Genomic DNA, 22,988 nt, shown 5'->3' with positions numbered 1-22,988 from the left:
AATTTTTCGAATCAAAATAAAAACCTTATTTTTGATGAAACGAAACGAAATGGAAAAATTACTGCCACGACATAATGATATAATGAAGGAACTGGATGAAAAAGATCATGTGCTTGTGCAGGATTTGTGTGAGAAGTTTAATGTTTCGTCGGTTACAATTCGAAAGGATCTGAATTATCTTGAAAGTTTGGGATTGCTTTTCCGAAATCACGGTGGTGCAAGTAAGCATTTAAGATATGCTTATGAAAAAAATGTTGATGAAAAGGAAAACATCAATGTGGAAGCTAAACAAAGTATTGCAAAAGCGGCTTTATCTTTAATTCAGGAAAATGACTGTATTATTCTGGCTTCCGGAACTACGATGCATTATCTTGCGAGGATGCTTGTCAATTTTGGTCCGCTGACTGTACTCACGTCTTCTTTACGTGTTGCGATTGAGCTTTGTAATAATCCTAATATTAATATTATACAATTGGGCGGGGAAGTAAGGAAAAGCTCGACTTCTATTGTTGGCTCAATTTCTGAAACGATTCTGAAGCAATTTTCATGTAATAAATTATTTCTCGGAGTCGATGGTATTGATATGGATTTCGGGATAAGTACTTCCAATGCTGCAGAAGCCCATCTGAACCAGCTGATGATCGAATGTTCAGATAAGGTGGTCATCCTGGCAGATTCTTCCAAATTAAATAAAAAAGGTTTCGGTAAAATTGCAGATCTTGATAAAATCGATTGTCTTATCACGGATAACGATATTTTGGATGAGGATAAGAACCGGCTGGAAGAAATAGGTATAAGTGTAATCGTTAAATAAAAGTCAATTCATTTTTTTAATCTTCACAAATCAAAATTTTTCTGAGAAAATTATATCCGAATTCTCTCAAATTCTCTAAATGATTAAAAATCAAAATATTTTGCTATAAATATTTGTCAGTTGTAAAATTATTCATAAATTTGCACACTCATTTTAGGGGCGTAGTATGCCTATATCAAAAGTAGAAATCACTTCAGACCTCTTTAAAATGACGATAAATAAAGGATAAATTTTATTATAATATAAACAATGTCAGGTATTATTGGTAAAAAAATCGGTATGACATCTTTGTTTAACGAAGAAGGGAAAAATATTCCTTGTACAGTTATTCAAGCTGGTCCGTGCTCGGTTTTACAGGTCAGAACCATTGAAAAAGACGGTTATAAGTCAGTTCAATTAGGTTTCGATGACAAGAGTGAGAAGAACGTTGGTAAAGCGTTAGCTGGCCATTTCAAAAAGGCTGGTTCTGCTCCTAAAGCTAAATTGGTAGAATTCTACAGAGAATTCGTAGATGAGGTAAAAGTAGGAGAAGAGGTAACTGTAAACTTATTTGCTGAAGGTGAATTTGTTGACGTAACAGGAACTTCTAAAGGTAAAGGTTTCCAAGGTGTTGTTAAAAGACACGGATTTGGAGGTGTAATGCAGGCAACTCATGGTCAGCACAACAGGCTTAGAGCTCCAGGTTCTATCGGTGCTGGATCTGACCCTTCAAGAGTATTCAAAGGGATGAGAATGGCTGGAAGAATGGGAGGTAAGCAGGTAACTGTTCAAAACCTTCAAGTATTAAAAGTGGATCAAGAACAAAATCTTTTAGTAGTAAAAGGTGCTGTTCCGGGAGCTAAAAATTCTTATGTAATTATCAGAAAATGGAACTAGTAGTATTAAATACATCAGGAAAAGAGACCGGAAGAAAAGTAACTCTAGACGAAACAGTATTCGGAATTGAGCCAAATCAGCACGCGGTTTACTTAGAAGTTAAACAGTACCTTGCTGCACAAAGACAAGGGACTCATAAAGCAAAAGAAAGAAGCGAAATTACTGCTTCTACTAAAAAGCTTAAGAAGCAAAAAGGATCTGGTTCTGCTAGATATGGTGATATCAAGTCTCCAACTTTCAGAGGTGGTGGTAGAGTATTCGGACCAAAACCAAGAGATTACAGATTCAAATTGAACAAAGCTCTTAAGAGATTAGCTAAAAAATCTGTTTTATCTCAAAAAATGAGAGACAACAGCATCAGAGTTTTAGAAGATATGAGCCTTAACGCTCCTAAGACTAAAGATTTCATTACTTTATTAGATGCATTAACATTGAACGGTAAAAAATCTTTGTTCATTCTTCCTGAAGCTAACAAGAATGTGTATTTATCTTCAAGAAACTTACCTAAAACTAAAGTAATGAACTTCAACGAAGTTAGCTCTTACGATTTAGTAAATGCAGGTGAGATCGTATTCTTCGAAGGTGCAGTTGAAAAATTCCAGGAAAATTTAAAGAAATAAATCATGTCTATTATCATTAAACCAGTTATCTCAGAAAAGGCTAATTACCTTACAGATTTAAGAGGTTCTTATTCTTTCTTGGTAGATACTAAGGCGAATAAAATCCAGATTAAAAAAGCTGTTGAAGCAGCTTATGGTGTAAAAGTAGCAGACGTTAACACAATGATTTATGCTCCGAAGGTTTCTTCGAAATACACTAAAAAAGGTCTTCAAGTAGGAAAGACAAACAAATTGAAAAAAGCGGTAATCAAACTTGCTGAAGGTGAGGTTATCGATATTTTTGCTGTAAATTAATTATTAATTATAAATAATAGTAATGTCTGTTAGAAAATTAAAACCTATCACCCCGGGACAGAGATTCAGAATTGTAAACAATTTTGAGGAAATTACTACCAACAAACCAGAGAAATCTCTTACAGTTGGTATTAAAAAGTCAGGTGGACGTAACCAAACAGGTAAAATGACCATGCGTTACACCGGAGGTGGACACAAAAAGAAATACAGAATTATTGACTTCAAAAGAAACAAAGCAAACGTTGAAGCAACTGTAAAGTCTGTAGAATACGATCCAAACAGAACTGCATTTATCGCTTTATTAGAGTATGCTGACGGAGAGAAGAGATATATCATCGCTCCGAACGGTATCAAAGTAGATCAGAAAGTAGTTTCAGGTGAAAGCGTAGAACCAAACGTAGGGAACGCAATGAAATTGAAAAATATTCCATTGGGTACTGTAATTTCTTGTGTTGAAATGAAGCCTGGTCAAGGTGCTATTTTAGCAAGAAGTGCTGGTTCTTCAGCTCAATTAACTTCAAGAGACGGAAAATATGCAATCATCAAATTGCCTTCAGGAGAATCTAGGATGATCCTTACTGAATGTATGGCAATGATTGGTTCAGTTTCTAACTCTGATCACCAATTAACTGTATCAGGTAAAGCTGGTAGAAGCAGATGGTTAGGTAGAAGACCAAGAACAAGAGCGGTAGTAATGAACCCAGTAGATCACCCGATGGGTGGTGGTGAAGGACGTTCTTCTGGAGGTCACCCAAGATCTAGAAACGGTAAACCGGCTAAAGGTTATAAAACTAGAAAGAAAAATAAAGTGTCTAACCGTTACATCGTATCTAAAAGAAAATAATTATGGCAAGATCACTTAAAAAAGGACCGTTCATTCATCATACTTTAGATAAGAAGGTTCAGGCAAATATAGAGTCTGGTAAGAAGACAGTTATCAAAACTTGGTCTAGAGCATCTATGATCTCTCCGGACTTCGTAGGACAAACTATTGCTGTACACAACGGGAAATCTTTTATCCCGGTTTACGTTACAGAAAACATGGTGGGTCACAAGTTAGGCGAATTTTCTCCAACAAGATCTTTCAGAGGTCATGGTGGTAACAAAAACAAAGGAAGCAGATAATCATGGGATCTAGAAAACAAGATAGTTCAATCGCAAGAAAAGAAGCTAACAAGGACGTTGTTAAAGCTTCATTAAATAATTGCCCGTCTTCTCCAAGAAAAATGAGATTAGTTGCTGATATCATTAGAGGAGAGCAGGTAGATAAAGCTCTTTATATCCTTAAATATTCTAAGAAGGACGCTTCTAACAAGTTAGAAAAATTACTTCTTTCTGCTATGGCAAACTGGCAGACTAAGAATGAAGGTGCGGATATTGAAGAAGCTAACCTTATCATTAAAGAAATCTTCGTGGATAGCGCAAGACAATTGAAGAGACTAAGACCAGCTCCACAAGGTAGAGGGTACAGAATCAGAAAAAGATCTAACCACGTTACATTAATCTTAGGTAATAAAGAAAATTAATCAAGGTATGGGACAGAAGACAAATCCAATTGGTAATAGATTAGGTATCATCAGAGGATGGGATTCTAACTGGTTTGGTGGAAACGATTATGGAGACAGAATCGCGGAAGACTACAAAATCAGAAGATACCTTGAGGCTAGATTATCTAAAGGTGGGATTTCAAGAATTTATATTGAAAGAACATTAAAATTAGTAACAGTTACTATCACTACTGCTAGACCGGGATTGATCATCGGTAAAGGAGGTCAGGAAGTTGATAAATTAAAAGAAGAGTTGAAAAAATTGACTAAGAAGGATATTCAAATCAACATCTTCGAAATCAAAAGACCTGAGCTGGATGCAGTATTAGTTGCTGATAGCATTGCTAAGCAAATCGAAAACAGAATCTCTTACAGAAGAGCTGTTAAGATGGCAATGGCAGGTACAATGAGAATGGGTGCAGAAGGTATCAAAGTTCAAATCTCTGGTAGATTGAACGGAGCTGAAATGGCAAGATCAGAATCTTTCAAAGACGGAAGAATTCCATTGTCTACTTTCAGAGCAGATATCGATTACCATATCGGTGAAGCACTTACTCAGTACGGAAAACTAGGTGTAAAAGTTTGGATCATGAAAGGTGAAGTTTACGGTAAAAGAGAACTTTCTCCACTAGTGGGACAACAGAAAAAGGGAGGTCAGTCAGATAGAAGAGAGAACAGAGGAGGAGACAGAGATAACAGAAGACCTAGAAAGAACAATAACAATAATAACAATAATAATTAAAAATTTTAGATAGAAATTTTGAATTTTAAATTACCGTTACTTTTTTAAAATAAAAAAAATCTAAAATCTAAAATCTAAAATCTAAAATTTAGAAATTATGTTACAACCAAAAAGAACCAAGTTCCGTAGAGTTCATAAGATGAAAATGAAGGGGAATGCCCAAAGAGGTAGTCAACTTGCTTATGGAACTTTCGGAATCAAGGCGACAGAAGGTGCTTGGATCACTGCAAGACAAATTGAAGCTGCTCGTATCGCTGCGACAAGATATATGAAGAGAGAAGGTCAACTATGGATCAAAATCTTCCCGGACAAACCAATTACTAAAAAACCAGCGGAAGTACGTATGGGTAAAGGTAAAGGTGCTGTGGAATATTGGGTAGCTGTAGTAAAACCAGGTAAAATTATGTTCGAAGTAGGAGGTGTTCCTTACGAAGTAGCGAAAGAAGCTCTTAGACTTGCTGCACAGAAATTACCAGTAGTTACAAAATTCATCGTTGCAAACGACTTTGTTAAACCTCTATAATCTTTGAATACAATGAAAAAAGCTGATATTAAAAATTTAAGCGCAGGGGACATTCAAGCTCAATTAGCTGATGCAAAAGCTCAATATTCTAAAATGAAATTGGCCCACAAAATCAGCCCACTTGAAAACCCAATTCAAATCAAAGATTTGAGAAAGACAATCGCAAGATTAAATACTGAGTTAACTAACAAACAATAATTTCATTTTACAATGGATAGAAATTTAAGAAAAGAAAGAATCGGAGTGGTTTCCAGTAATAAAATGGAAAAAACTATTGTTGTTAGCGAGACTACAAGAGTAAAGCACCCGATGTACGGTAAATTCGTTTTGAAAACGAAAAAATATACTGCACACGACGAGAACAACGAATGCGCAGAAGGAGATACAGTTCTGATCCAGGAAACTAGACCTTTGAGCAAAAATAAGAGATGGAGATTAGTAAGAATCATTGAAAAAGCTAAGTAATAATGTTACAAACAGAATCAAGATTAAAAGTTGCTGATAACACAGGTGCGAAAGAAGTACTAGTTATTAGAGTTCTGGGAGGAACCAGAAGAAGATATGCTTCAGTTGGTGATAAAATCGTTGTTACGATCAAAGATTCTACACCATCAGGAAACGCTAAAAAAGGTCAGGTATCTAAAGCTGTAGTAGTAAGAACTAAAAAAGCAGTAAGAAGAAAAGATGGTTCATACATCAAATTTGAAGACAATGCTTGTGTATTACTAAACGCAGCGGGAGAAATGAGAGGAACTCGTGTTTTCGGACCAGTTGCTCGTGAGTTGAGAGACAAAGAATATATGAAAATCATTTCATTAGCTCCTGAAGTACTTTAATATTTAAAATTTTAAAAAAAATGTCAAAGTTAAAAATAAAAAGAGGAGATAACGTAATCGTAACTACAGGTAAGAAAGGTCTTAAAGGTAGTACAGGTGAAGTTATTGAAGTGATCAAAAAAGAAGGAAGAGACCCAAGAGTAGTAGTTGCAGGACTTAACATCATCAAAAAGCACGTTAAACCCTCAGCTTCAAATCCTCAAGGAGGAATCGTTGAAAGAGAAGCTTCTATTCATATCTCAAACGTAGCTTTAGTTGGTAAAGACGGAAAAGCTATCAAAATCGGTTACAAAATCGAAGGAGATAAAAAAGTAAGAATCAACAAAAAAACGGGTGAAACTTTATAATTTTAAATAACACATGGAATATATAGCAAGACCCAAAAAAGCATATAAAGAAACGATTGTTCCAGCAATGATGGAAGAATTCGGATACAAATCAGTAATGCAGGTACCAAGACTTGAGAAAATCATTTTATCTCAAGGTTTAGGAGACGCTACTGCTGATAAAAAGATCATAGACTATGCTGTTGAAGAATTAACAAACATCACTGGTCAGAAGGCTGTTGGTACGATCTCTAAGAAAGACGAAGCTGCTTTCAAATTAAGAAAAGGAATGCCGGTAGGAGCGAAAGTTACTCTTAGAGCTAATAAAATGTATGAGTTCTTAGATAGATTAACTTCTTCTGCATTACCACGTATTAGAGATTTCTCTGGTATTAAAGCTGACGGATTTGATGGTAGAGGTAACTATAACTTAGGTATCACTGAACAAATCATCTTCCCTGAGATCGTAATCGACAAAGTGAAAAAAATCCAAGGGATGGATATTACTTTCGTTACAACTGCGAAAACAGATAAAGAAGCTAAAGCATTATTAACTCACTTCGGTTTACCATTTAAAAAGAACTAAGAAATGGCTAAAGAATCAATGAAAGCGCGTGAGCGCAAAAGAGAAGCACTAGTTGCTAAATACGCTGCTAAAAGACAAGCTCTTAAAGAAGCTGGTGATTACGAAGGACTTCAAAAATTGCCTAAAAATGCTTCTCCTGTAAGATTGCACAACAGATGTAAACTAACAGGTAGACCAAGAGGATACATGAGAACTTTCGGTATTTCCAGAGTAACTTTCAGAGAAATGGCAAATAACGGTCTTATCCCGGGAGTTAAAAAAGCTAGTTGGTAATAATTACTAATTAAAAAATCGGGACAATTAAGTTGTTCAGATACTAAAGATAAAAATATCAGACCGAAGTTTTCTGAAGTCTGATATTTTACTCTTCAAGTCTTTGCAAAACTGATTGTTCTTTAACCAATAATTTATAAAAGAAAAATGGTAACAGATCCAATTTCAGATTTCCTAACTAGAGTAAGGAACGCACAAAGCGCAGGCCACAAAGTGGTGGAAATTCCTGCATCGAAAATCAAAAAGGAGATTACTAAGATTTTATTTGATCAAGGGTATATCTTAAACTACAAGTTTGAAGATAGCGCTGTTCAAGGTACAATCAAAATCGCTTTAAAGTATGATAAGCAAACCAACAAACCAGCTATCAAGTCTATCCAAAGAGCTTCTAGACCAGGTTTGAGACAGTACAAAGGCTCATCTGAGCTTCCAAGAGTACTAAACGGTTTGGGTATTTCTATCATCTCTACTTCTAAAGGAGTAATGACTGACAAGAAAGCTAGAGAAGAAAAAGTAGGCGGTGAAGTAATCTGCTATGTTTATTAATTTTTAATCACAGGAAAATGTCAAGAATTGGTAAAGCAATTATAACAATTCCAGCAGGAGTTACAATCACTGAAAACAACGGTGTAGTAACTGTAAAAGGTCCTAAAGGAGAACTTTCTCAGGAGCTTACAGCAGGAATTACTATAGAACAGAAAGATGGTGAACTGAATGTAAACAGACCATCTGATGCTAAACAACACAAAGCGCTTCACGGTTTATACAGAGCGTTAATCAACAACATGATTGTTGGTGTAAATACTGGTTTCGAGAAGAAACTTGAATTAGTAGGGGTAGGATACAGAGCTTCACACGCAGGTCAAAAACTTGAGTTGGCTTTAGGATTCTCTCACGGTATTGTACTAGAACTTCCAAACGAAGTAAAAGTTGATACATTGACTGAAAAAGGTAAAAACCCAATTATTACTTTAACGTCTCACGACAACCAACTTCTAGGGATGGTAGCTGCAAAGATCCGTTCTTTCAGAAAGCCTGAACCATACAAAGGAAAAGGGGTAAGATTCGTAGGAGAAATTGTTAGACGTAAAGCTGGTAAATCTGCTTAATAAATTATAAGTATTATGGCATTAAGTAAATTAGAAAAAAGAATAAGAATAAAAAGAAGAGTAAGAGGAAAAATCTCTGGATCTTCTGAATTGCCAAGATTATCTGTATACAAAAGTAATAAGGAAATTTACGCTCAGTTAATCGACGATAACAGTGGAAAAACTTTAGCTTCTGCTTCTTCTAGAGAGAAAGGTGTTGAGGCTAACGGTACTAAAACTGAAGTTTCTGCTGCTGTAGGTAAAGCTATTGCTGCTAAAGCGAAAGCTGCAGGAATCGAAAATATTGTATTTGATAGAAACGGATTCGTATATCACGGGAGAATTAAAGCCCTAGCTGATGGTGCGAGAGAAGGTGGACTTAAATTCTAATCATTAAAATTTCGGAAATATGTTAGGACTAGATAATATAGAAAGAGTAAAACCGGGAGGATTAGAACTTAAAGATCGTCTCGTAGCTGTTAACAGAGTAACAAAAGTAACTAAAGGAGGTAGAGCTTTCGGATTCTCTGCTATCGTAGTTGTAGGTAACGAAGATGGAGTTATCGGTTACGGATTAGGAAAATCTAAAGAGGTTGCTTCTGCAATTGCTAAAGCAGTTGAAGACGCTAAGAAAAACCTTGTAAAAGTTCCTGTAATGAACCACACTATTCCTCACCAAACTACTGCTAGATACGGAGGTGCAGATATCTTCTTAAGACCCGCTTCTCATGGTACAGGGCTTATCGCCGGAGGTGCGGTAAGAGCGGTACTTGAGTCTGCCGGTATCCACGATATCCTTTCAAAATCTAAAGGATCTTCTAACCCTCACAACGTGGTGAAAGCTACTTTCAAAGCGTTATTGGATATCAGAAGACCTGAAGAAATCGCTAGAATGAGAGGAGTTTCTCTAACTAAAGTGTTTAACGGTTAAAATATAAAACAATGGCAACAATCAAAGTAAAGCAAGTAAGAAGCGCTATTGGAAGAACAAAAACCCAAAAGAGAACGCTTGAAGCATTAGGATTTAAGAAACTTCACCAAGTTGTAGAACACGAAGCTACTCCTTCTATCTTAGGAATGATAGCTGCAGTTAGTCACTTACTTGAAGTTCAAAAATAATTTTTAAAATAATTTTAAAATGAATTTAAACAACATAAAGCCAGCTGCAGGATCTACTTTCAATTCAAAAAGAATTGGTAGAGGACAGGGTAGTGGAAAAGGCGGTACTTCTACAAAAGGTCATAAAGGACAGAAATCAAGAGCCGGATATTCTCAGAAAATCGGTTTTGAAGGAGGTCAAATGCCCTTACAAAGAAGATTACCGAAATTCGGATTCAAAAACGTAAACAGAAAAGAGTTTAGAGGAATTAACCTTGATACAATCCAAACTTTAATTGAAAATAAATCTATCACTGGAGATATTACAAGAGAAGTTATGATTGAAAACGGTCTAATTACTAAAAACGAATTAGTGAAAATTATGGGTAGAGGAGAATTGAAATCTGCGGTTTCTATCTCAGCTGACAAATTCACTAAATCTGCAGAAGAGTTAATCTCTAAAGCAGGTGGAAAAGCAATTACCTTATAATAATTACTAATGAAAGAATTTATACAAACACTTAAAAATATTTGGAGTCTTAAAGAACTTAGAGATAAAATTCTCTTCACTTTAGGTATTATCCTTGTGTATAGATTCGCATCTTATATCTCTCTTCCGGCGATTAATCTCGCTGAAGTAGGAGATCTCTTAGAGCATTATAAAAGTCAAGGCGGAAACAAGCAAGGAGCAGGTCTTCTTGGCTTGCTTTCGTCATTTACAGGGGGGGCATTCAGCCACGCTTCTGTGATGGCGTTAGGAATCATGCCTTATATTTCTGCTTCTATTATCGTTCAGTTGATGGGAATGGCTATTCCTTATCTTCAGAAACTTCAGAAAGATGGAGAGTCAGGTAGAAATACATTGAACCAAATTACAAGATGGTTAACTATCGGAGTTTGTTTAGTACAAGCACCTTCTTATTTAACTTCTATTACTCAATTATTCTTACCATATGCTCAATTCTCTTCTGCATACTATGTAGAGCCTAATTCTATCATGTTCTGGTTGCCAAGTATTGTAATCTTGGTTGCTGGTTCAGTATTCGCAATGTGGTTGGGTGAGAAGATTACCGACAAAGGTATCGGAAACGGTATCTCTATCCTTATTATGGTGGGAATCCTTTCAAGATTACCAGAAGCATTCGTACAGGAAATGGCCGTGCAGAACGGAAAAGGAGGAATGGGGTCTATCATGATCCTTATTGAAGTATTGTTCTGGATGTTGGTTGTTCTTTTAGCAGTAATTCTATCAGTTGCTGTTAGAAAAATTCCAATTCAGTATGTAAGCAGAGCTCAAGCAAGAGGAGGTGTAAACAGAAATCTAATGCAAGGGGCAAGACAGTGGATTCCACTAAAAGTTAATGCTGCCGGTGTAATGCCGATCATCTTTGCTCAGGCACTGATGTTCGTACCAGGTTTATTAACGAAAGTAGATGAATCTAATACTTTTCTTGCAGGTTTCAAGAATGTTTTTAGCTGGCAGTACAATGTATTGTTCGCATTGCTAATTATTATTTTCTCATTCTTCTATACTGCGATCACAATTCCGGTAAACCAAATGGCTGATGATTTGAAGAGAAACGGAGGTTTAGTACCAAAGGTAAGACCAGGAAAAGAGACCGCTGATTATTTAGATGATATTTTATCAAAAATTACCTTGCCAGGTGCAATATTTTTGTCTATCTTTGCAGTCCTTCCGGCAATTGTACACGGAAGCTTTGTTCAGACAGATGCGTTCGCCCTATTTTTCGGTGGAACATCATTATTGATTATGGTTGGAGTAATTTTAGATACTGTTCAACAGATTAATACTTATCTGCTGAACCATCATTATGATGGCTTAATGCAGTCTAAATTATCAAGAACGACTGGATATTAATTTATGGCAAAACAAAAACATATTGAACAAGACGGCGTTATCACGGAAGCTCTTTCGAACGCTCAGTTCCGCGTAGAACTAGAAAATGGGCATGTTCTTATTGCTCACATTTCCGGTAAAATGCGTATGCACTATATTAAGTTATTACCTGGTGATAAGGTGAAATTAGAAATGTCCCCTTACGATCTATCGAAAGGGAGAATTACATTTAGATATTAAAACAATGCCAAATGGAGCACCCGTTCCATTTGGCTATTGTTAAAAAATAAATACTATTAAAATGAAATCGAAAGATTACATTTGACAGTTAAAAAAATAAATATTTTCAAATGAAAGTAAGAGCATCAATTAAAAAAAGAAGTGCTGATTGCAAAATCGTACGCAGAAAAGGTGTACTATTCGTAATCAACAAAAAGAACCCAAAATTTAAACAAAGACAAGGCTAAAATTAAATTATGGCGAGAATTTCAGGTATTGATTTACCAAAAAACAAAAGAGGTGTTATCGGTTTAACTTACATCTACGGAATTGGAAGAAGTACTTCTTCAGAAATCCTTAAAGCTGCCGGTATCAGCGAAGACAAGAAAGTCAACGAATGGAATGACGATGAATTGGCTGCAATCAGAACGTATATCTCTGAAAACATTAAAGTAGAAGGAGAATTAAGATCTGAAGTGCAATTGAACATTAAAAGATTAATGGACATAGGATGCCAACGAGGAATACGTCACAGACTTGGATTACCTTTAAGAGGCCAGAGAACGAAAAACAACTCTAGAACACGTAAAGGGAAGAGAAAAACTGTTGCTAACAAGAAAAAAGCTAGTAAATAATCGTTAGGAATTATGGCAAAACAAACTAAAGTAGTTAAAAAAAGAAAAGTAAAAGTTGAAGCTATTGGTGAAGCTCATATTCAAGCTTCTTTCAATAACATCATCATTTCTTTAACAAATAAAAACGGAGAGGTTATCTCTTGGGCTTCTGCCGGTAAAATGGGATTCAGAGGTTCTAAAAAGAATACTCCATTTGCTGCTCAAATGGCGGCTGAAAATTGCTCTGCTGTAGCTCACGAAGCTGGTTTAAGAAGAGTGAAGGTGTTTGTGAAAGGTCCAGGTGCAGGTAGAGAATCTGCAATCAGATCTATCCACAATTCAGGAATTGAAGTTTCAGAAATCGTTGACGTGACTCCTATGCCACACAACGGATGTAGACCACCAAAAAGAAGAAGAGTTTAATTTTTAGAATTTACCCATTATGGCAAGATATATTGGACCTAAAACTAAGATTGCTAGAAAGTTTGGTGCTGCAATCTACGGAGATGATAAAAACTTCGAAAAAAGAAAGAACCAACCGCCAGGACAACACGGTCCTAACAAGAGAAGAGGTGCTAAAAAATCAGAATATGCAGTTCAGTTAGCTGAAAAACAAAAGGCTAAATATACTTACGGTATTTTAGAAAGACAGTTTGCTAACCTATTTGATAAGGCACACAGAAGTAAAGGTGTAACAGGTGAAGTTCTATTACAACTTTGCGAATCTAGATTGGATAACGTAGTTTACAGATTAGGTTTTGCTAAAACAAGATCTGCTGCTAGACAGTTAGTTTCTCACAGACACATTACAGTGAATGGTGAGCTTGTAAATATTCCATCTTATTTGCTAAAAGCTGGTGACGTAATCGCTGTAAGAGAAAAATCTAAGTCTCTTGAAGTGGTTGCAAATGCATTAGCTTCTAAGGCAAATTATGAATGGTTACAATTCAACGATGAGAAGAAAGAAGGTACTTTCGTTTCTGCTCCTGAGAGAATCCAAATTCCAGAGGATATTAAGGAACAGCTTATCGTCGAACTTTACTCTAAATAATTTTTTAATCAAATTTTTGCTCAACCCAATAATATGGCAATTTTACAATTCATAAAACCCGATAAAGTAATTTTACTTAACTCTGATGAATTTAGAGGTCAATTTGAATTCAGACCACTAGAACCAGGTTTCGGGCTTACAATCGGTAATGCTTTGAGAAGAGTGTTGCTTTCTTCTCTGGAAGGTTATGCTATTTCATCTATCAAAATAGAAGGTGTAGAGCACGAATTTTCAACTATTCCAGGAGTAATCGAAGATGTTACCGAAATTATTCTTAACCTTAAGCAGGTAAGATTAAAGGCTACGGCAGAAAACCAGGCTAATGAGCAGGTTGTTGCTAAAGTTTCGGGTCAGACGGTTATTACTGCTGGTGATTTAGGGAAGTCTATCAACGGATTTGAGGTGCTGAACCCGGATCTTGTGATCTGTAACCTAAACAGTGATGTAACTTTCGAAATTACTTTCAATATAGAAAAAGGAAGAGGGTATGTACCTTCTGAACAAAATAAGTCAAACAATGCACCTGTAGGAACTATTGCGATAGACTCTATTTTCACGCCAATTAAGAAAGTACAATATAGCATTGAAAATTATCGTGTAGAGCAAAAAACAGACTACGAAAAACTTGTATTAGATATAGAGACTGATGGTTCTATCAGCCCTCAAAATGCTTTAACTGAAGCTTCTAAGATATTAATTTATCACTTCATGTTGTTCTCTGATGAGAGAATCACTCTTGAAACTGAAGCCGTAAAAGCATCTATCCAATATGATGAGGAAACTCTTCATACAAGACAACTACTTAAGTCTAAATTAGCAGATATGGATCTTTCTGTAAGAGCCCTTAACTGTCTGAAAGCTGCTGAAGTAGAAACTCTTGGAGAATTGGTTTCTTACAGTAAGTCTGATTTGATGAAATTCAGAAATTTTGGTAAAAAATCTTTGACAGAACTAGAAGAATTAGTGCATTCAAAAGGTCTTAACTTCGGTTTCGACGTTGCAAAATATAAGTTAGACGCTGATAAATAATTAATAATGAGACACGGTAAAAAATTCAATCACTTAGGAAGAACAGCTTCTCACAGAAGTGCTATGCTTTCTAATATGGCTTGTTCTCTAATTGAGCATAAAAGAATCAACACTACTGTAGCTAAAGCGAAAGCTTTAAGAGTATATGTTGAACCTCTATTAACAAAAGCAAAAGAAGATACTACACACAATAGAAGAATTGTTTTTTCATATCTTCAAAATAAAGAAGCAGTTGCTGAATTGTTCAGAACTGTAGCTCCTAAAATCGCAGAGAGAAACGGTGGTTATACAAGAATCATCAAAACAGGTTTCAGACCAGGTGATGCTGCTGATACTGCTCTTATCGAATTAGTAGACTTTAACGAGCTTTACAATCCTAATGCTGAAGAGAAAAAAGCTACAAGAAGAAGTAGAAGATCTACAACTGCTAAAAAAGTAGAAACTGTAGTTGCTGAAGCTCCTGTAGTAGAAGAAAAAGCTGCTGAGCCAACTGCTGAAGCTGCTGATTCTACAGAAGAAAAAACTGAAGAATAATATTCTTCAGATACATAAAAGAACCGTTCAGATTTCTGAACGGTTCTTTTGTTTATGTATATTTTTCGTAATTGTTCACTTTTTTTATTTGTTGAATTATTTGTGTGTTTTTATTTTTTAAATTAGTATAAAAACAATATTACGATGATGAAATTACGACTAAAATTATTTTTTTCTCTTATTGTATTATTTTATTCTTTACTAGCTGCTCAGCAAAATCCAAGTTTTAAAATTAAAGACGGTCAATTCTTACTAAACGGGAAGCCCGTAGAAATCCGTTCTGGAGAAATGCATTATCCAAGAGTTCCCAAAGAATACTGGAAACATCGTTTGATGATGATGAAAGCTATGGGGCTTAATGCGGTTGCCTCCTATGTTTTTTGGAATTATCACGAAGAAACTCCCGGAAAGTGGGACTGGTCCGGACAAAAAGATCTAAAAGCTTTTATCAAAACCGCTAAAGAGGTAGGATTATATGTTATTCTGAGACCTGGGCCATATATTTGTGGAGAGTGGGAATTTGGAGGATATCCGTGGTGGCTTCAAAATGTTAAAGGATTAAAGATTCGAGAAGATAATGAACCATTTTTATCCGCTAATAAAAAGTACCTTACCGAATTATATAATCAGGTTAAAGATTTGCAAATTACAAAAGGAGGTCCTATCATTATGGTTCAGGCTGAAAATGAATTCGGGCTTTTTGCCTATCAGCGAAAAGATATTTCAGATGAGTCACATCAGTCTTATCTAAATAAAATCGTCAAGCAGATCAAAGATGTTGGTTTTGATGTGCCGATGTATACTTCCGATGTTACCGACTTTTTCAGCGGTGGCCATGTTGAAGATGCTTTACCGGGAGGTAACGGGGAAAAAGATATTAACAAACTGAAAATGGTTGTGAATCAATATAACAATAATAAAGGTCCCTATATGATCGCTGAATTTTATCCGGGCTGGCTCACCCATTGGGGCGAAGGTTTTCCAAGAACAAGAACGGAGGATATTGTAAAATTAACCAAAGATTTTTTGAGCAAAGGGATTTCTTTCAATTATTATATGATTCATGGCGGAACCAATTTTGGCTTCACTTCCGGGGCCAATTATAATAAAGAACATGACATTTTGCCGGATTTAACATCGTACGATTACGATGCTCCTATTTCCGAAGCAGGGTGGAGAACTCCGAAATATGATTCGCTTCGTATGGTACTTGCAAAATATACTAAAGAAAAGCTCCCCGACGTTCCTGCTGCCGTAAAGGTGATCAGGATAAATAATATCAGATTTAAAAATTTGTATAACGCTTTCAGCTATGCACAAACCCAGGAGAAAGTAAAGGCAGAAAAACCTCTTACATTTGAAGAATTAGATCAGGGGTATGGTTATGTTTTGTATCAGCATCATTTTGATGAAGCCATTAAAGGGAAGTTGGACGTAAGCGGATTGAGGGATTTTGCAACTGTATATGTAAATGGCAGAAAGATCGGCGAGCTGAACAGATTTTACAACAGCTACACTTTGCCTGTTGATATTCCTAAAAATTCTGATTTACAGATTTTAGTGGAAAACTGGGGAAGAATTAATTATGATGCTCAAATTAATCAAAATACAAAAGGAATCATCTCGCCAGTAAAAATTAATGACCAAAATATTACAGGCATCTGGGAAATGACAAAGCTTCCTTTTCCAGACCGGTTTTCATCAAATATTAAGGCAAAGCCTTTATCTCAGCAGGAATATCCAACACTGAAAGATGTGCCGGCAATATATCAGGGAGAATTTGATCTGCAAGAAGCCGGTGATACTTTTATTGATATGCAGAATTGGGGAAAAGGACTTGTTTTTATTAATGGAAAAAATCTGGGCAGATTTTGGAAAGTCGGGCCGCAGCAAACATTATATATTCCGGGTGTCTGGATGAAACAGGGTAAAAATGAAATCATCATTTTTGATCAGCTGAACGGTCGGGTTCAGAGTTCTGTAAATACTCTTGATAAACCAATTTTAAATGATTTAACCAGATAATTGCAAAAAATCCTGCTATCTAATAAAATGGCAGGATTTATTTTTTATTGTCGAGTTAGATTTTCGTTTTTACAAGCTGAATCAGGTTATTTCCCTGATCCAAAATCAGGCTGTCGCCTTTTACCGTGGCCTTCATATCCATTTTCTCGTAAGTTGTTTCATTTCCTTTGGATTCTACTTTATTCAGGATAAAAGTTTTATTGTTGCTTCTTACGCTCATTGTTTTTTCGTCATAATTAAAAACCACTTTTACCAGAGCTCCATCAGTAGCTTTGTATACATAATCTGTTTTTATATATTTTTTTCCATTCACATCAGTTTCATAATGTATGGTAGAGTCCACTTTACCATTATCAGCCAATACGGGTGCGGAACCATCAGATTTTATTATGCTTTTATTTCCGCTTTCTGTTGATTTTTTACAGCTAATTACAGCTAAGGTCACTACAGCATTCACCAATAATACAGTTTTTTTCATGATTTTTACGGTTTTATACTTTGATTGATTTTTATTCTTTAATTTTATATGAATTCGCCATACAATATGAAAAAAATATTCCGAAAATTCAGTACAATTCTTTTGATTTTTTTGAGTGGAGTTATGTTTTCTCAAAATAAAATATCAGCGTTTGAAATAAAAAACGGCAGTTTCCTCTTACACGGAAAGCCATTTACCATCCATTCAGGCGAAATGCACTATCCGAGAGTGCCAAAGGAATATTGGAAGCACCGTCTGCAGATGATGAAAGCCATGGGGCTGAATACGGTCACCACATATGTTTTCTGGAATTATCATGAAGAGTCACCAGGACAATGGAATTTTTCCGGGGAGAAAGATCTTAAGAAATTTATTAAGACTGCTCAGGAGGTCGGGCTGTATGTGATTATACGCCCAGGGCCATATGTGTGCGCCGAGTGGGAGTTTGGCGGGTATCCGTGGTGGCTTCAGAAAAATAGAAATTTAGAAATCCGGACAGATAATAAAGCGTTTCTTGATGAATGCGAAAAATACATTATCCAGCTAACAAAACAGATTGTTCCTCTACAGATTGATCGTGGCGGGCCTGTTATTATGGTTCAGGCAGAGAATGAATTTGGCTCTTATGTGGAACAGCGAAAAGAAATTTCATTGCAAGCACACAGAAGGTACAGCCACAAAATAAAGGATATGCTTTTGAAACATGGAATTACCGTTCCGTTATTCACTTCTGACGGGAGCAGCCTTTTTAAAGGAGGATCTATTGAAGGCGCACTTCCAACGGCAAATGGGGAGAGTGATATTGATGTACTAAAGAAAAGCATAAACGAATATCACAACGGCAAAGGGCCTTATATGGTGGCAGAATATTATCCTGGCTGGCTGGATCATTGGGCGGAACCTTTCGTGAAAGTAAAAACGGAAGATGTCGTAAAACAATCTGAGATTTATATAAAAAATAATATTTCATTTAATTATTATATGATTCACGGCGGGACCAATTTTGCGTTTACAAGTGGTGCCAATTACGATAAAGACCATGACATTCAGCCGGACCTTACAAGCTATGATTACGATGCGCCGATAAATGAAGCGGGCTGGGCGACCCCAAAGTATACCGCTTTGAGAAGTGTTTTTCAAAAATTGAACAATAATAAGCTTCCCGAAATTCCTCAACCGATAAAAGTCATTACAATCCCTGAATTTAAAATATCTAAAACAGCTCCTTTATTTGATGTTATAAAAGGAAGGAAACCTGTTGTTAATAATCAGCCTTTATCTTTTGAAGATTTAAATTTAGGCAGCGGGTATGTTCTTTATCGAAGAAAATTTGATCAAAATCAGAAAGGGACATTAGAAATAAAAGGGTTGCGTGATTATGCCGTAGTTTATATTAATGAAAAAAAGATGGGCGAGCTCAACAGAATTGATAAAAAATATGATCTGGATATTGAAATCAGAAAAGGCGACCGGCTTGATATTTTGGTGGAAAATATGGGGAGAATAAACTACGGATCAGAAATTAATCATAATATAAAAGGAATTATCAGCCCCGTAAAAATTAACGAAAATGAAGTTTCGGAAAATTGGGAAATGTTTACTTTACCTTTTGATAGATTCCCTGATTACGACTATAAACTAAAGAATATTCCCCAAAACTCACCTGTCATTCAGGAAGCGGAGTTTAATCTTACAGAAACCGGAGATACTTTTTTAGACACCCGGGATTTCGGAAAAGGAATTGTTTTTATCAATGGAAAAAATATCGGACGGTACTGGAAAATTGGGCCACAACAGACATTATATGTGCCCGGAGTCTGGCTGAAAAAAGGTAAAAATGTTATCCAGATTTTCGAGCAGTTAAATCCAAATACCACGATAAAAACAATTGATCATCCAATTTTGGAGCAATTGGTTGGTTTAGGCGGAATGTAATTATAATTAAAGCATAAAGCATGAAAAAGTTTGATGATCTTTTGAAAGGAATTTTGTGCGATTAAAAAAGAATTCGAGCCGATACTTTTATTTTTATAAATCAAGAATTATCATAATATCAAAATTAACTAAAATTTAACTCTGAATAAGCATATAAATTGAATTCCCGATGCTTTGAGAATTTAAAAAATAATTAAATTTGTAGTAACTATAAAAAATAAAAGATGAGTTACATTTCTTACATTGAAGCAAGACAAATTTTAGATTCCAGAGGAAATCCTACAGTTGAAGTAGATGTATTCACGGAGAGTGGTGCGATGGGCCGTGCTGCAGTCCCTTCCGGAGCTTCTACAGGTGAGCATGAGGCAGTAGAGCTGCGCGATGGCGGTTCAGAATATATGGGGAAAGGTGTTCTTAAAGCTGTTGAGAATGTAAGAGAAGTAATTGCCCCGGAATTGGTAGGCCTTCCTGTTTATGATCAAAACCTGATCGATCAGATCATGATTGACTTAGACGGAACTAAAAATAAAGGAAATCTTGGTGCAAATGCCATTCTTGGTGTTTCTTTGGCTGCTGCCAAAGCTGCTGCTGCAGAATTAAAGATGCCTTTATACAAATATGTAGGTGGTGTAAATGCAAACACACTTCCTGTACCAATGATGAATGTTATCAACGGGGGATCTCACTCAGATGCGCCGATCGCGTTCCAGGAATTCATGATCATGCCGGTAAAAGCAGATTCTTTCTCTCACGCTTTGAGAAAAGGAACAGAGATTTTCCATAATCTTAAATCAATCCTTCACTCAAGAGGTCTTTCTACGGCTGTAGGTGATGAGGGTGGTTTTGCTCCGACTTTCAAAGGGACGGAAGATGCTTTGGATACTTTGCTTCAGGCTATTGAAAAAGCAGGTTACAAGCCGGGTGACGATATCATGCTTGCACTTGACTGTGCCGCTTCAGAATTCTACAAAGACGGAGTTTATGATTACAGAAAATTCCAGACAGCTGATGCACCGCAATTCTCAAGCAGTGAGCAGGTTTCTTATTTAGCAGAGCTTGCTGCAAAATACCCGATCATCTCTATCGAAGACGGTATGCAGGAAAACGACTGGGAAGGATGGAAAATGTTAACAGATAAAATTGGAGACAGAGTACAGCTTGTAGGAGACGATTTATTCGTAACCAACGTTGAAAGACTGTCAAGAGGAGTAAAAGAAGGTATCGCCAACTCTATCCTTGTAAAAGTAAACCAGATCGGTTCTCTTTCTGAAACAATGGCTGCAGTACAAATGGCTCAGCACAACAAATTCACTTCCGTAATGTCCCACAGATCAGGAGAAACTGAAGATTCTACCATCGCTGATCTTGCAGTGGCAATGAACTGCGGACAAATCAAAACTGGTTCGGCGTCCAGATCAGACAGAATGGCAAAATATAACCAGCTTTTAAGAATTGAGGAAGCACTTGGTGAAACTGCAATTTTCCCAGGATTAGAAGCATTTAAGGTAAAAAGATAATTGAAATTATAAATTACGGCAAGCGAAAATTTTTGTTTGCCGTATTTTGTAATAAGTAGTATATTTAGAAAAAAAATAAATAATGTCAGACAACAAAGTAATATTGAATTACAACGGTAATTCATATGAATATCCAATTGTGGATAGTACTATCGGAGACAGAGGAATCGATATTTCAAAATTAAGAGACCAGACGGGTCTTATCACTTTAGATTTAGGCTACAAAAACACCGGAGCTACACTTAGCGACATCACTTACTTAGACGGAGACAAAGGGGAATTATTCTACAGAGGATATCCAATAGAGCAAATCGCGGAAAAATCCAACTTTACAGAGGTAATGTACCTTTTATTACACGGTGAATTGCCTTCTCGAGATCAGTACAATTATTTTGAGAATAACATTAAAAAATATAATTTCGTGGCAGAAGAAATGAAAAAGCTTATTGATGCTTTTCCTCGTTCTGCTCACCCTATGGGAGTTTTATCTTCTTTAACTTCCGCATTGACTGCTTTTAACCCTAAAGCTGTTAACGTAAACTCTAAAGAAGAAATGGATCACGCTGCAGAATTGATGATTGCTAAATTCTCTCATCTTTGCGCATGGACGTACAGAAAAACTCAGGGTTTACCACTTAACCACGGTGATAACAGCCTTAACTATGTAGAAAACTTCTACAAAATGACATTCAGAATGCCAAATCAGGAGTTTGAAGTAAACCCTGTGGTAGTGGATGCTTTAGATAAATTATTAATCCTTCATGCTGATCACGAGCAAAACTGTTCTACATCTACAGTAAGAATGGTAGGTTCTGCTCATACAGGTCTTTTCGCTTCTGTATCTGCGGGAGTTTCTGCACTTTGGGGGCCACTTCACGGTGGTGCAAACCAGGCAGTTATCGAAATGCTTGAGTTAATTGAAAAAGATGGAGGAGATGTTAACAAATGGGTAGCAAAAGCTAAAGATAAAAACGACAGCTTCCGTTTAATGGGATTCGGCCACAGAGTATACAAAAACTTCGACCCAAGAGCGAAAATCATTAAAAAAGCTGCTGATGATATCCTTAACGCACTTGGAATTCAGGATAAAGCACTTGATATTGCAATGCAATTAGAAAAAGTAGCTCTTGAAGACGAGTACTTCGTAGAAAGAAAACTGTATCCGAACGTAGATTTCTACTCTGGTATCATTTACAGAGCTTTAGGAATCCCTACAGAAATGTTTACGGTAATGTTTGCTTTAGGAAGACTTCCGGGATGGATTTCTCAATGGAAAGAAATGAGATTAAAAGGAGATCCTATCGGAAGACCAAGACAGGTATACCAAGGAGCTCAAAAGAGAGACTATATCGATATGGTAAACAGATAATCTGTGACATAAAAAATAAAAATAAAATCCTAAAGAGCTAAGCTGCTTTGGGATTTTTATTTGCAATATATCCGGGTTTAGTATGAAGCTTTCAGGAAGGAAAATTTATCATACACGAATTTAAAGAATAGTAAATTCTTCCATATTGCTGACTTTGGAACATTGTTTAACTTTGTTTGATGTATAAAAAAATATTCCAAACCTGAATTGTAGCTTAGACCTAATAGGCAAAGTTATTTATGGCAAATGGAAAATCCTTATACTGTTGTTCATTAATAAAGGCTTCTTACACCCAAGCGAATTGCAAAGAAAAATTCCTAACGCTTTATACAGAGTCCTGAACATTATAACTAAGGGAACCTCAGGAGCATGAATTAATCACCAAGAAAATTTGTCCTGTAGTTTATCCAAAGGTAGAATACAGTTTATTGAACTTAAGAAAACTTTAATCCCTGCTTTAGGGTACTGGGAGAATACACACGAAGAAAGGCTTCAGGTCGTTACCCTCAACCGGTTGGAGAAATAATTTATAAGTGTAATTAGGTTTGAACGTAAGAATTCTATCCAAATGTTCTAAGAAATTGCATATTGGGCTAAGGTATTTTTTACTTTTCAGATTAAATAAATTTTAACCAATATTTATCTATAAACAGCCTTGTCAAGAGAAATAACTACGTAAATTTAGATATAGACTTAAGTAAAAACCTACGATACATAAATTTCGCAGAATAATGTT

Annotated in this window: 34 protein-coding genes; 33 read left to right on the top strand and 1 reads right to left on the bottom strand. The window is 36.0% G+C overall.

Features of this window, described 5'->3' with window-relative positions:
• Positions 1–49 precede the first annotated feature (49 nt).
• The 30 genes from BW926_RS03010 (at position 50) to BW926_RS02865 (ending at position 16,953) form a co-directional block, all read left to right on the top strand.
• Positions 50–814 (top strand): DeoR/GlpR family DNA-binding transcription regulator, encoded by a 765-nt coding sequence (locus BW926_RS03010; protein ID WP_076444186.1) that lies wholly within the window; start codon positions 50–52, stop codon positions 812–814.
• Between the two features lie 249 nt (positions 815–1,063).
• Positions 1,064–1,690 (top strand): 50S ribosomal protein L3, encoded by a 627-nt coding sequence (rplC, locus tag BW926_RS03005; RefSeq protein WP_029297788.1) that lies wholly within the window; start codon positions 1,064–1,066, stop codon positions 1,688–1,690.
• Positions 1,681–2,310: a 50S ribosomal protein L4 gene (gene rplD / locus BW926_RS03000; RefSeq protein ID WP_076444040.1), complete on the top strand. Its 630-nt coding sequence runs from the start codon at positions 1,681–1,683 to the stop codon at positions 2,308–2,310. The genes rplC and rplD overlap by 10 nt, the downstream gene beginning before the upstream one ends.
• A 3-nt stretch (positions 2,311–2,313) precedes the next feature.
• On the top strand, positions 2,314–2,604 hold the full coding sequence (rplW, locus tag BW926_RS02995) for a 50S ribosomal protein L23 (protein WP_042720941.1): 291 nt from the start codon (positions 2,314–2,316) through the stop codon (positions 2,602–2,604).
• A 22-nt stretch (positions 2,605–2,626) separates the two neighbouring features.
• Complete coding sequence (rplB, locus tag BW926_RS02990) at positions 2,627–3,448, top strand: 50S ribosomal protein L2 (RefSeq protein WP_027381305.1); 822 nt, start codon at positions 2,627–2,629, stop codon at positions 3,446–3,448.
• Between the two features lie 2 nt (positions 3,449–3,450).
• A complete protein-coding gene (gene rpsS / locus BW926_RS02985) occupies positions 3,451–3,729 on the top strand; it encodes a 30S ribosomal protein S19 (RefSeq protein WP_002983209.1) in 279 nt (92 codons plus the stop codon).
• A 2-nt stretch (positions 3,730–3,731) separates the two neighbouring features.
• The gene (gene rplV, locus BW926_RS02980; RefSeq protein WP_076444038.1) at positions 3,732–4,130 is read left to right on the top strand and encodes a 50S ribosomal protein L22; all 399 of its coding nucleotides are present in this window, start codon (positions 3,732–3,734) and stop codon (positions 4,128–4,130) included.
• Between the two features lie 7 nt (positions 4,131–4,137).
• A complete protein-coding gene (gene rpsC, locus BW926_RS02975) occupies positions 4,138–4,893 on the top strand; it encodes a 30S ribosomal protein S3 (protein ID WP_076444036.1) in 756 nt (251 codons plus the stop codon).
• A gap of 97 nt (positions 4,894–4,990) precedes the next feature.
• A complete protein-coding gene (gene rplP / locus BW926_RS02970) occupies positions 4,991–5,416 on the top strand; it encodes a 50S ribosomal protein L16 (protein ID WP_002983219.1) in 426 nt (141 codons plus the stop codon).
• A 12-nt stretch (positions 5,417–5,428) separates the two neighbouring features.
• The gene (gene rpmC / locus BW926_RS02965; protein ID WP_076444034.1) at positions 5,429–5,614 is read left to right on the top strand and encodes a 50S ribosomal protein L29; all 186 of its coding nucleotides are present in this window, start codon (positions 5,429–5,431) and stop codon (positions 5,612–5,614) included.
• A 12-nt stretch (positions 5,615–5,626) separates the two neighbouring features.
• Positions 5,627–5,881 carry a 30S ribosomal protein S17 gene (gene rpsQ / locus BW926_RS02960; RefSeq protein WP_029297775.1) on the top strand — a complete coding sequence of 85 codons (255 nt, stop codon included), beginning with the start codon at positions 5,627–5,629 and terminating at the stop codon, positions 5,879–5,881.
• Between the two features lie 2 nt (positions 5,882–5,883).
• The gene (gene rplN / locus BW926_RS02955) at positions 5,884–6,252 is read left to right on the top strand and encodes a 50S ribosomal protein L14 (protein ID WP_007839504.1); all 369 of its coding nucleotides are present in this window, start codon (positions 5,884–5,886) and stop codon (positions 6,250–6,252) included.
• A gap of 20 nt (positions 6,253–6,272) precedes the next feature.
• Entirely contained in the window at positions 6,273–6,599 is a 327-nt protein-coding gene (gene rplX, locus BW926_RS02950) for a 50S ribosomal protein L24 (protein ID WP_039364078.1), read from the top strand.
• A 13-nt stretch (positions 6,600–6,612) separates the two neighbouring features.
• A complete protein-coding gene (rplE, locus tag BW926_RS02945; protein WP_007839502.1) occupies positions 6,613–7,164 on the top strand; it encodes a 50S ribosomal protein L5 in 552 nt (183 codons plus the stop codon).
• Positions 7,165–7,167: 3 nt separating this feature from the next.
• Positions 7,168–7,437, top strand: a complete 270-nt coding sequence (gene rpsN, locus BW926_RS02940) for a 30S ribosomal protein S14 (protein ID WP_029297771.1) — start codon at positions 7,168–7,170, stop codon at positions 7,435–7,437.
• Positions 7,438–7,584: 147 nt separating this feature from the next.
• The gene (rpsH, locus tag BW926_RS02935) at positions 7,585–7,983 is read left to right on the top strand and encodes a 30S ribosomal protein S8 (RefSeq protein WP_076444032.1); all 399 of its coding nucleotides are present in this window, start codon (positions 7,585–7,587) and stop codon (positions 7,981–7,983) included.
• A gap of 17 nt (positions 7,984–8,000) precedes the next feature.
• Positions 8,001–8,546 (top strand): 50S ribosomal protein L6, encoded by a 546-nt coding sequence (gene rplF / locus BW926_RS02930; RefSeq protein ID WP_076444030.1) that lies wholly within the window; start codon positions 8,001–8,003, stop codon positions 8,544–8,546.
• A gap of 15 nt (positions 8,547–8,561) precedes the next feature.
• Positions 8,562–8,915, top strand: a complete 354-nt coding sequence (gene rplR / locus BW926_RS02925) for a 50S ribosomal protein L18 (RefSeq protein ID WP_076444028.1) — start codon at positions 8,562–8,564, stop codon at positions 8,913–8,915.
• Between the two features lie 19 nt (positions 8,916–8,934).
• The gene (gene rpsE, locus BW926_RS02920; protein WP_062162717.1) at positions 8,935–9,456 is read left to right on the top strand and encodes a 30S ribosomal protein S5; all 522 of its coding nucleotides are present in this window, start codon (positions 8,935–8,937) and stop codon (positions 9,454–9,456) included.
• Between the two features lie 11 nt (positions 9,457–9,467).
• Complete coding sequence (rpmD, locus tag BW926_RS02915; RefSeq protein ID WP_007839493.1) at positions 9,468–9,644, top strand: 50S ribosomal protein L30; 177 nt, start codon at positions 9,468–9,470, stop codon at positions 9,642–9,644.
• A gap of 19 nt (positions 9,645–9,663) precedes the next feature.
• Positions 9,664–10,113, top strand: coding sequence for a 50S ribosomal protein L15 (gene rplO, locus BW926_RS02910; RefSeq protein WP_076444026.1), 450 nt, complete (start codon positions 9,664–9,666; stop codon positions 10,111–10,113).
• 9 nt (positions 10,114–10,122) lie between these two features.
• Positions 10,123–11,502 (top strand): preprotein translocase subunit SecY, encoded by a 1,380-nt coding sequence (secY, locus tag BW926_RS02905; RefSeq protein WP_076444025.1) that lies wholly within the window; start codon positions 10,123–10,125, stop codon positions 11,500–11,502.
• 3 nt (positions 11,503–11,505) lie between these two features.
• Complete coding sequence (infA, locus tag BW926_RS02900) at positions 11,506–11,721, top strand: translation initiation factor IF-1 (RefSeq protein ID WP_029297754.1); 216 nt, start codon at positions 11,506–11,508, stop codon at positions 11,719–11,721.
• A gap of 110 nt (positions 11,722–11,831) precedes the next feature.
• Positions 11,832–11,948, top strand: a complete 117-nt coding sequence (rpmJ, locus tag BW926_RS02895) for a 50S ribosomal protein L36 (RefSeq protein ID WP_007839480.1) — start codon at positions 11,832–11,834, stop codon at positions 11,946–11,948.
• Positions 11,949–11,957: 9 nt separating this feature from the next.
• Complete coding sequence (gene rpsM, locus BW926_RS02890; protein WP_076444023.1) at positions 11,958–12,335, top strand: 30S ribosomal protein S13; 378 nt, start codon at positions 11,958–11,960, stop codon at positions 12,333–12,335.
• Positions 12,336–12,347: 12 nt separating this feature from the next.
• Entirely contained in the window at positions 12,348–12,737 is a 390-nt protein-coding gene (gene rpsK / locus BW926_RS02885; RefSeq protein WP_034694697.1) for a 30S ribosomal protein S11, read from the top strand.
• A gap of 19 nt (positions 12,738–12,756) precedes the next feature.
• On the top strand, positions 12,757–13,365 hold the full coding sequence (rpsD, locus tag BW926_RS02880) for a 30S ribosomal protein S4 (RefSeq protein ID WP_076444022.1): 609 nt from the start codon (positions 12,757–12,759) through the stop codon (positions 13,363–13,365).
• A gap of 33 nt (positions 13,366–13,398) precedes the next feature.
• Complete coding sequence (locus BW926_RS02875; RefSeq protein ID WP_076444020.1) at positions 13,399–14,394, top strand: DNA-directed RNA polymerase subunit alpha; 996 nt, start codon at positions 13,399–13,401, stop codon at positions 14,392–14,394.
• Between the two features lie 6 nt (positions 14,395–14,400).
• A complete protein-coding gene (gene rplQ, locus BW926_RS02870) occupies positions 14,401–14,928 on the top strand; it encodes a 50S ribosomal protein L17 (protein ID WP_076444018.1) in 528 nt (175 codons plus the stop codon).
• A 144-nt stretch (positions 14,929–15,072) separates the two neighbouring features.
• Positions 15,073–16,953 carry a glycoside hydrolase family 35 protein gene (locus BW926_RS02865; protein WP_076444015.1) on the top strand — a complete coding sequence of 627 codons (1,881 nt, stop codon included), beginning with the start codon at positions 15,073–15,075 and terminating at the stop codon, positions 16,951–16,953.
• A gap of 55 nt (positions 16,954–17,008) precedes the next feature.
• Here BW926_RS02865 and BW926_RS02860 read toward each other — a convergent pair whose 3' ends face one another.
• A complete protein-coding gene (locus BW926_RS02860) occupies positions 17,009–17,431 on the bottom strand; it encodes a hypothetical protein (RefSeq protein WP_076444184.1) in 423 nt (140 codons plus the stop codon).
• 66 nt (positions 17,432–17,497) lie between these two features.
• Between BW926_RS02860 and BW926_RS02855 the strand changes: the two genes are divergently transcribed.
• From BW926_RS02855 to BW926_RS02845, 3 genes are all read left to right on the top strand, one after another.
• A complete protein-coding gene (locus BW926_RS02855; RefSeq protein WP_076444013.1) occupies positions 17,498–19,366 on the top strand; it encodes a glycoside hydrolase family 35 protein in 1,869 nt (622 codons plus the stop codon).
• Positions 19,367–19,590: 224 nt separating this feature from the next.
• The gene (gene eno / locus BW926_RS02850; RefSeq protein ID WP_076444011.1) at positions 19,591–20,883 is read left to right on the top strand and encodes a phosphopyruvate hydratase; all 1,293 of its coding nucleotides are present in this window, start codon (positions 19,591–19,593) and stop codon (positions 20,881–20,883) included.
• Between the two features lie 82 nt (positions 20,884–20,965).
• Positions 20,966–22,252 (top strand): citrate synthase, encoded by a 1,287-nt coding sequence (locus tag BW926_RS02845; protein WP_076444009.1) that lies wholly within the window; start codon positions 20,966–20,968, stop codon positions 22,250–22,252.
• The last annotated feature ends 736 nt before the right edge of the window (positions 22,253–22,988 follow it).

This window comes from Chryseobacterium sp. RU37D, from assembly GCF_900156075.1.
Lineage (GTDB): Bacteria > Bacteroidota > Bacteroidia > Flavobacteriales > Weeksellaceae > Chryseobacterium.
The sequence above is the reverse complement of the archived record's forward strand: the minus strand, read 5'-3'. Positions and strand labels throughout refer to the sequence as shown.

Bases quoted from the DNA above. Each gene is read 5' to 3' on its own strand.
- rpsD (WP_076444022.1), top strand. From the start codon at position 12,757: ATGGCAAGATATATTGGACCTAAAACTAAGATTGCTAGAAAGTTTGGT.
- rpsC (WP_076444036.1), top strand. From the start codon at position 4,138: ATGGGACAGAAGACAAATCCAATTGGTAATAGATTAGGTATCATCAGA.
- rpmD (WP_007839493.1), top strand. From the start codon at position 9,468: ATGGCAACAATCAAAGTAAAGCAAGTAAGAAGCGCTATTGGAAGAACA.
- rplQ (WP_076444018.1), top strand. From the start codon at position 14,401: ATGAGACACGGTAAAAAATTCAATCACTTAGGAAGAACAGCTTCTCAC.
- infA (WP_029297754.1), top strand. From the start codon at position 11,506: ATGGCAAAACAAAAACATATTGAACAAGACGGCGTTATCACGGAAGCT.
- BW926_RS02875 (WP_076444020.1), top strand. From the start codon at position 13,399: ATGGCAATTTTACAATTCATAAAACCCGATAAAGTAATTTTACTTAAC.
- rplD (WP_076444040.1), top strand. From the start codon at position 1,681: ATGGAACTAGTAGTATTAAATACATCAGGAAAAGAGACCGGAAGAAAA.
- rplV (WP_076444038.1), top strand. From the start codon at position 3,732: ATGGGATCTAGAAAACAAGATAGTTCAATCGCAAGAAAAGAAGCTAAC.
- rplO (WP_076444026.1), top strand. From the start codon at position 9,664: ATGAATTTAAACAACATAAAGCCAGCTGCAGGATCTACTTTCAATTCA.
- rplW (WP_042720941.1), top strand. From the start codon at position 2,314: ATGTCTATTATCATTAAACCAGTTATCTCAGAAAAGGCTAATTACCTT.
- rpsM (WP_076444023.1), top strand. From the start codon at position 11,958: ATGGCGAGAATTTCAGGTATTGATTTACCAAAAAACAAAAGAGGTGTT.
- rplN (WP_007839504.1), top strand. From the start codon at position 5,884: ATGTTACAAACAGAATCAAGATTAAAAGTTGCTGATAACACAGGTGCG.
- rplX (WP_039364078.1), top strand. From the start codon at position 6,273: ATGTCAAAGTTAAAAATAAAAAGAGGAGATAACGTAATCGTAACTACA.
- rpsQ (WP_029297775.1), top strand. From the start codon at position 5,627: ATGGATAGAAATTTAAGAAAAGAAAGAATCGGAGTGGTTTCCAGTAAT.
- rplC (WP_029297788.1), top strand. From the start codon at position 1,064: ATGTCAGGTATTATTGGTAAAAAAATCGGTATGACATCTTTGTTTAAC.
- rpmJ (WP_007839480.1), top strand. From the start codon at position 11,832: ATGAAAGTAAGAGCATCAATTAAAAAAAGAAGTGCTGATTGCAAAATC.
- BW926_RS03010 (WP_076444186.1), top strand. From the start codon at position 50: ATGGAAAAATTACTGCCACGACATAATGATATAATGAAGGAACTGGAT.
- secY (WP_076444025.1), top strand. From the start codon at position 10,123: ATGAAAGAATTTATACAAACACTTAAAAATATTTGGAGTCTTAAAGAA.
- rplB (WP_027381305.1), top strand. From the start codon at position 2,627: ATGTCTGTTAGAAAATTAAAACCTATCACCCCGGGACAGAGATTCAGA.
- BW926_RS02865 (WP_076444015.1), top strand. From the start codon at position 15,073: ATGATGAAATTACGACTAAAATTATTTTTTTCTCTTATTGTATTATTT.
- rpsK (WP_034694697.1), top strand. From the start codon at position 12,348: ATGGCAAAACAAACTAAAGTAGTTAAAAAAAGAAAAGTAAAAGTTGAA.
- rpmC (WP_076444034.1), top strand. From the start codon at position 5,429: ATGAAAAAAGCTGATATTAAAAATTTAAGCGCAGGGGACATTCAAGCT.
- rplF (WP_076444030.1), top strand. From the start codon at position 8,001: ATGTCAAGAATTGGTAAAGCAATTATAACAATTCCAGCAGGAGTTACA.
- rplE (WP_007839502.1), top strand. From the start codon at position 6,613: ATGGAATATATAGCAAGACCCAAAAAAGCATATAAAGAAACGATTGTT.
- BW926_RS02855 (WP_076444013.1), top strand. From the start codon at position 17,498: ATGAAAAAAATATTCCGAAAATTCAGTACAATTCTTTTGATTTTTTTG.
- BW926_RS02860 (WP_076444184.1), bottom strand. From the start codon at position 17,431: ATGAAAAAAACTGTATTATTGGTGAATGCTGTAGTGACCTTAGCTGTA.
- rplR (WP_076444028.1), top strand. From the start codon at position 8,562: ATGGCATTAAGTAAATTAGAAAAAAGAATAAGAATAAAAAGAAGAGTA.
- BW926_RS02845 (WP_076444009.1), top strand. From the start codon at position 20,966: ATGTCAGACAACAAAGTAATATTGAATTACAACGGTAATTCATATGAA.
- rpsH (WP_076444032.1), top strand. From the start codon at position 7,585: ATGGTAACAGATCCAATTTCAGATTTCCTAACTAGAGTAAGGAACGCA.
- eno (WP_076444011.1), top strand. From the start codon at position 19,591: ATGAGTTACATTTCTTACATTGAAGCAAGACAAATTTTAGATTCCAGA.
- rpsE (WP_062162717.1), top strand. From the start codon at position 8,935: ATGTTAGGACTAGATAATATAGAAAGAGTAAAACCGGGAGGATTAGAA.
- rpsN (WP_029297771.1), top strand. From the start codon at position 7,168: ATGGCTAAAGAATCAATGAAAGCGCGTGAGCGCAAAAGAGAAGCACTA.
- rplP (WP_002983219.1), top strand. From the start codon at position 4,991: ATGTTACAACCAAAAAGAACCAAGTTCCGTAGAGTTCATAAGATGAAA.
- rpsS (WP_002983209.1), top strand. From the start codon at position 3,451: ATGGCAAGATCACTTAAAAAAGGACCGTTCATTCATCATACTTTAGAT.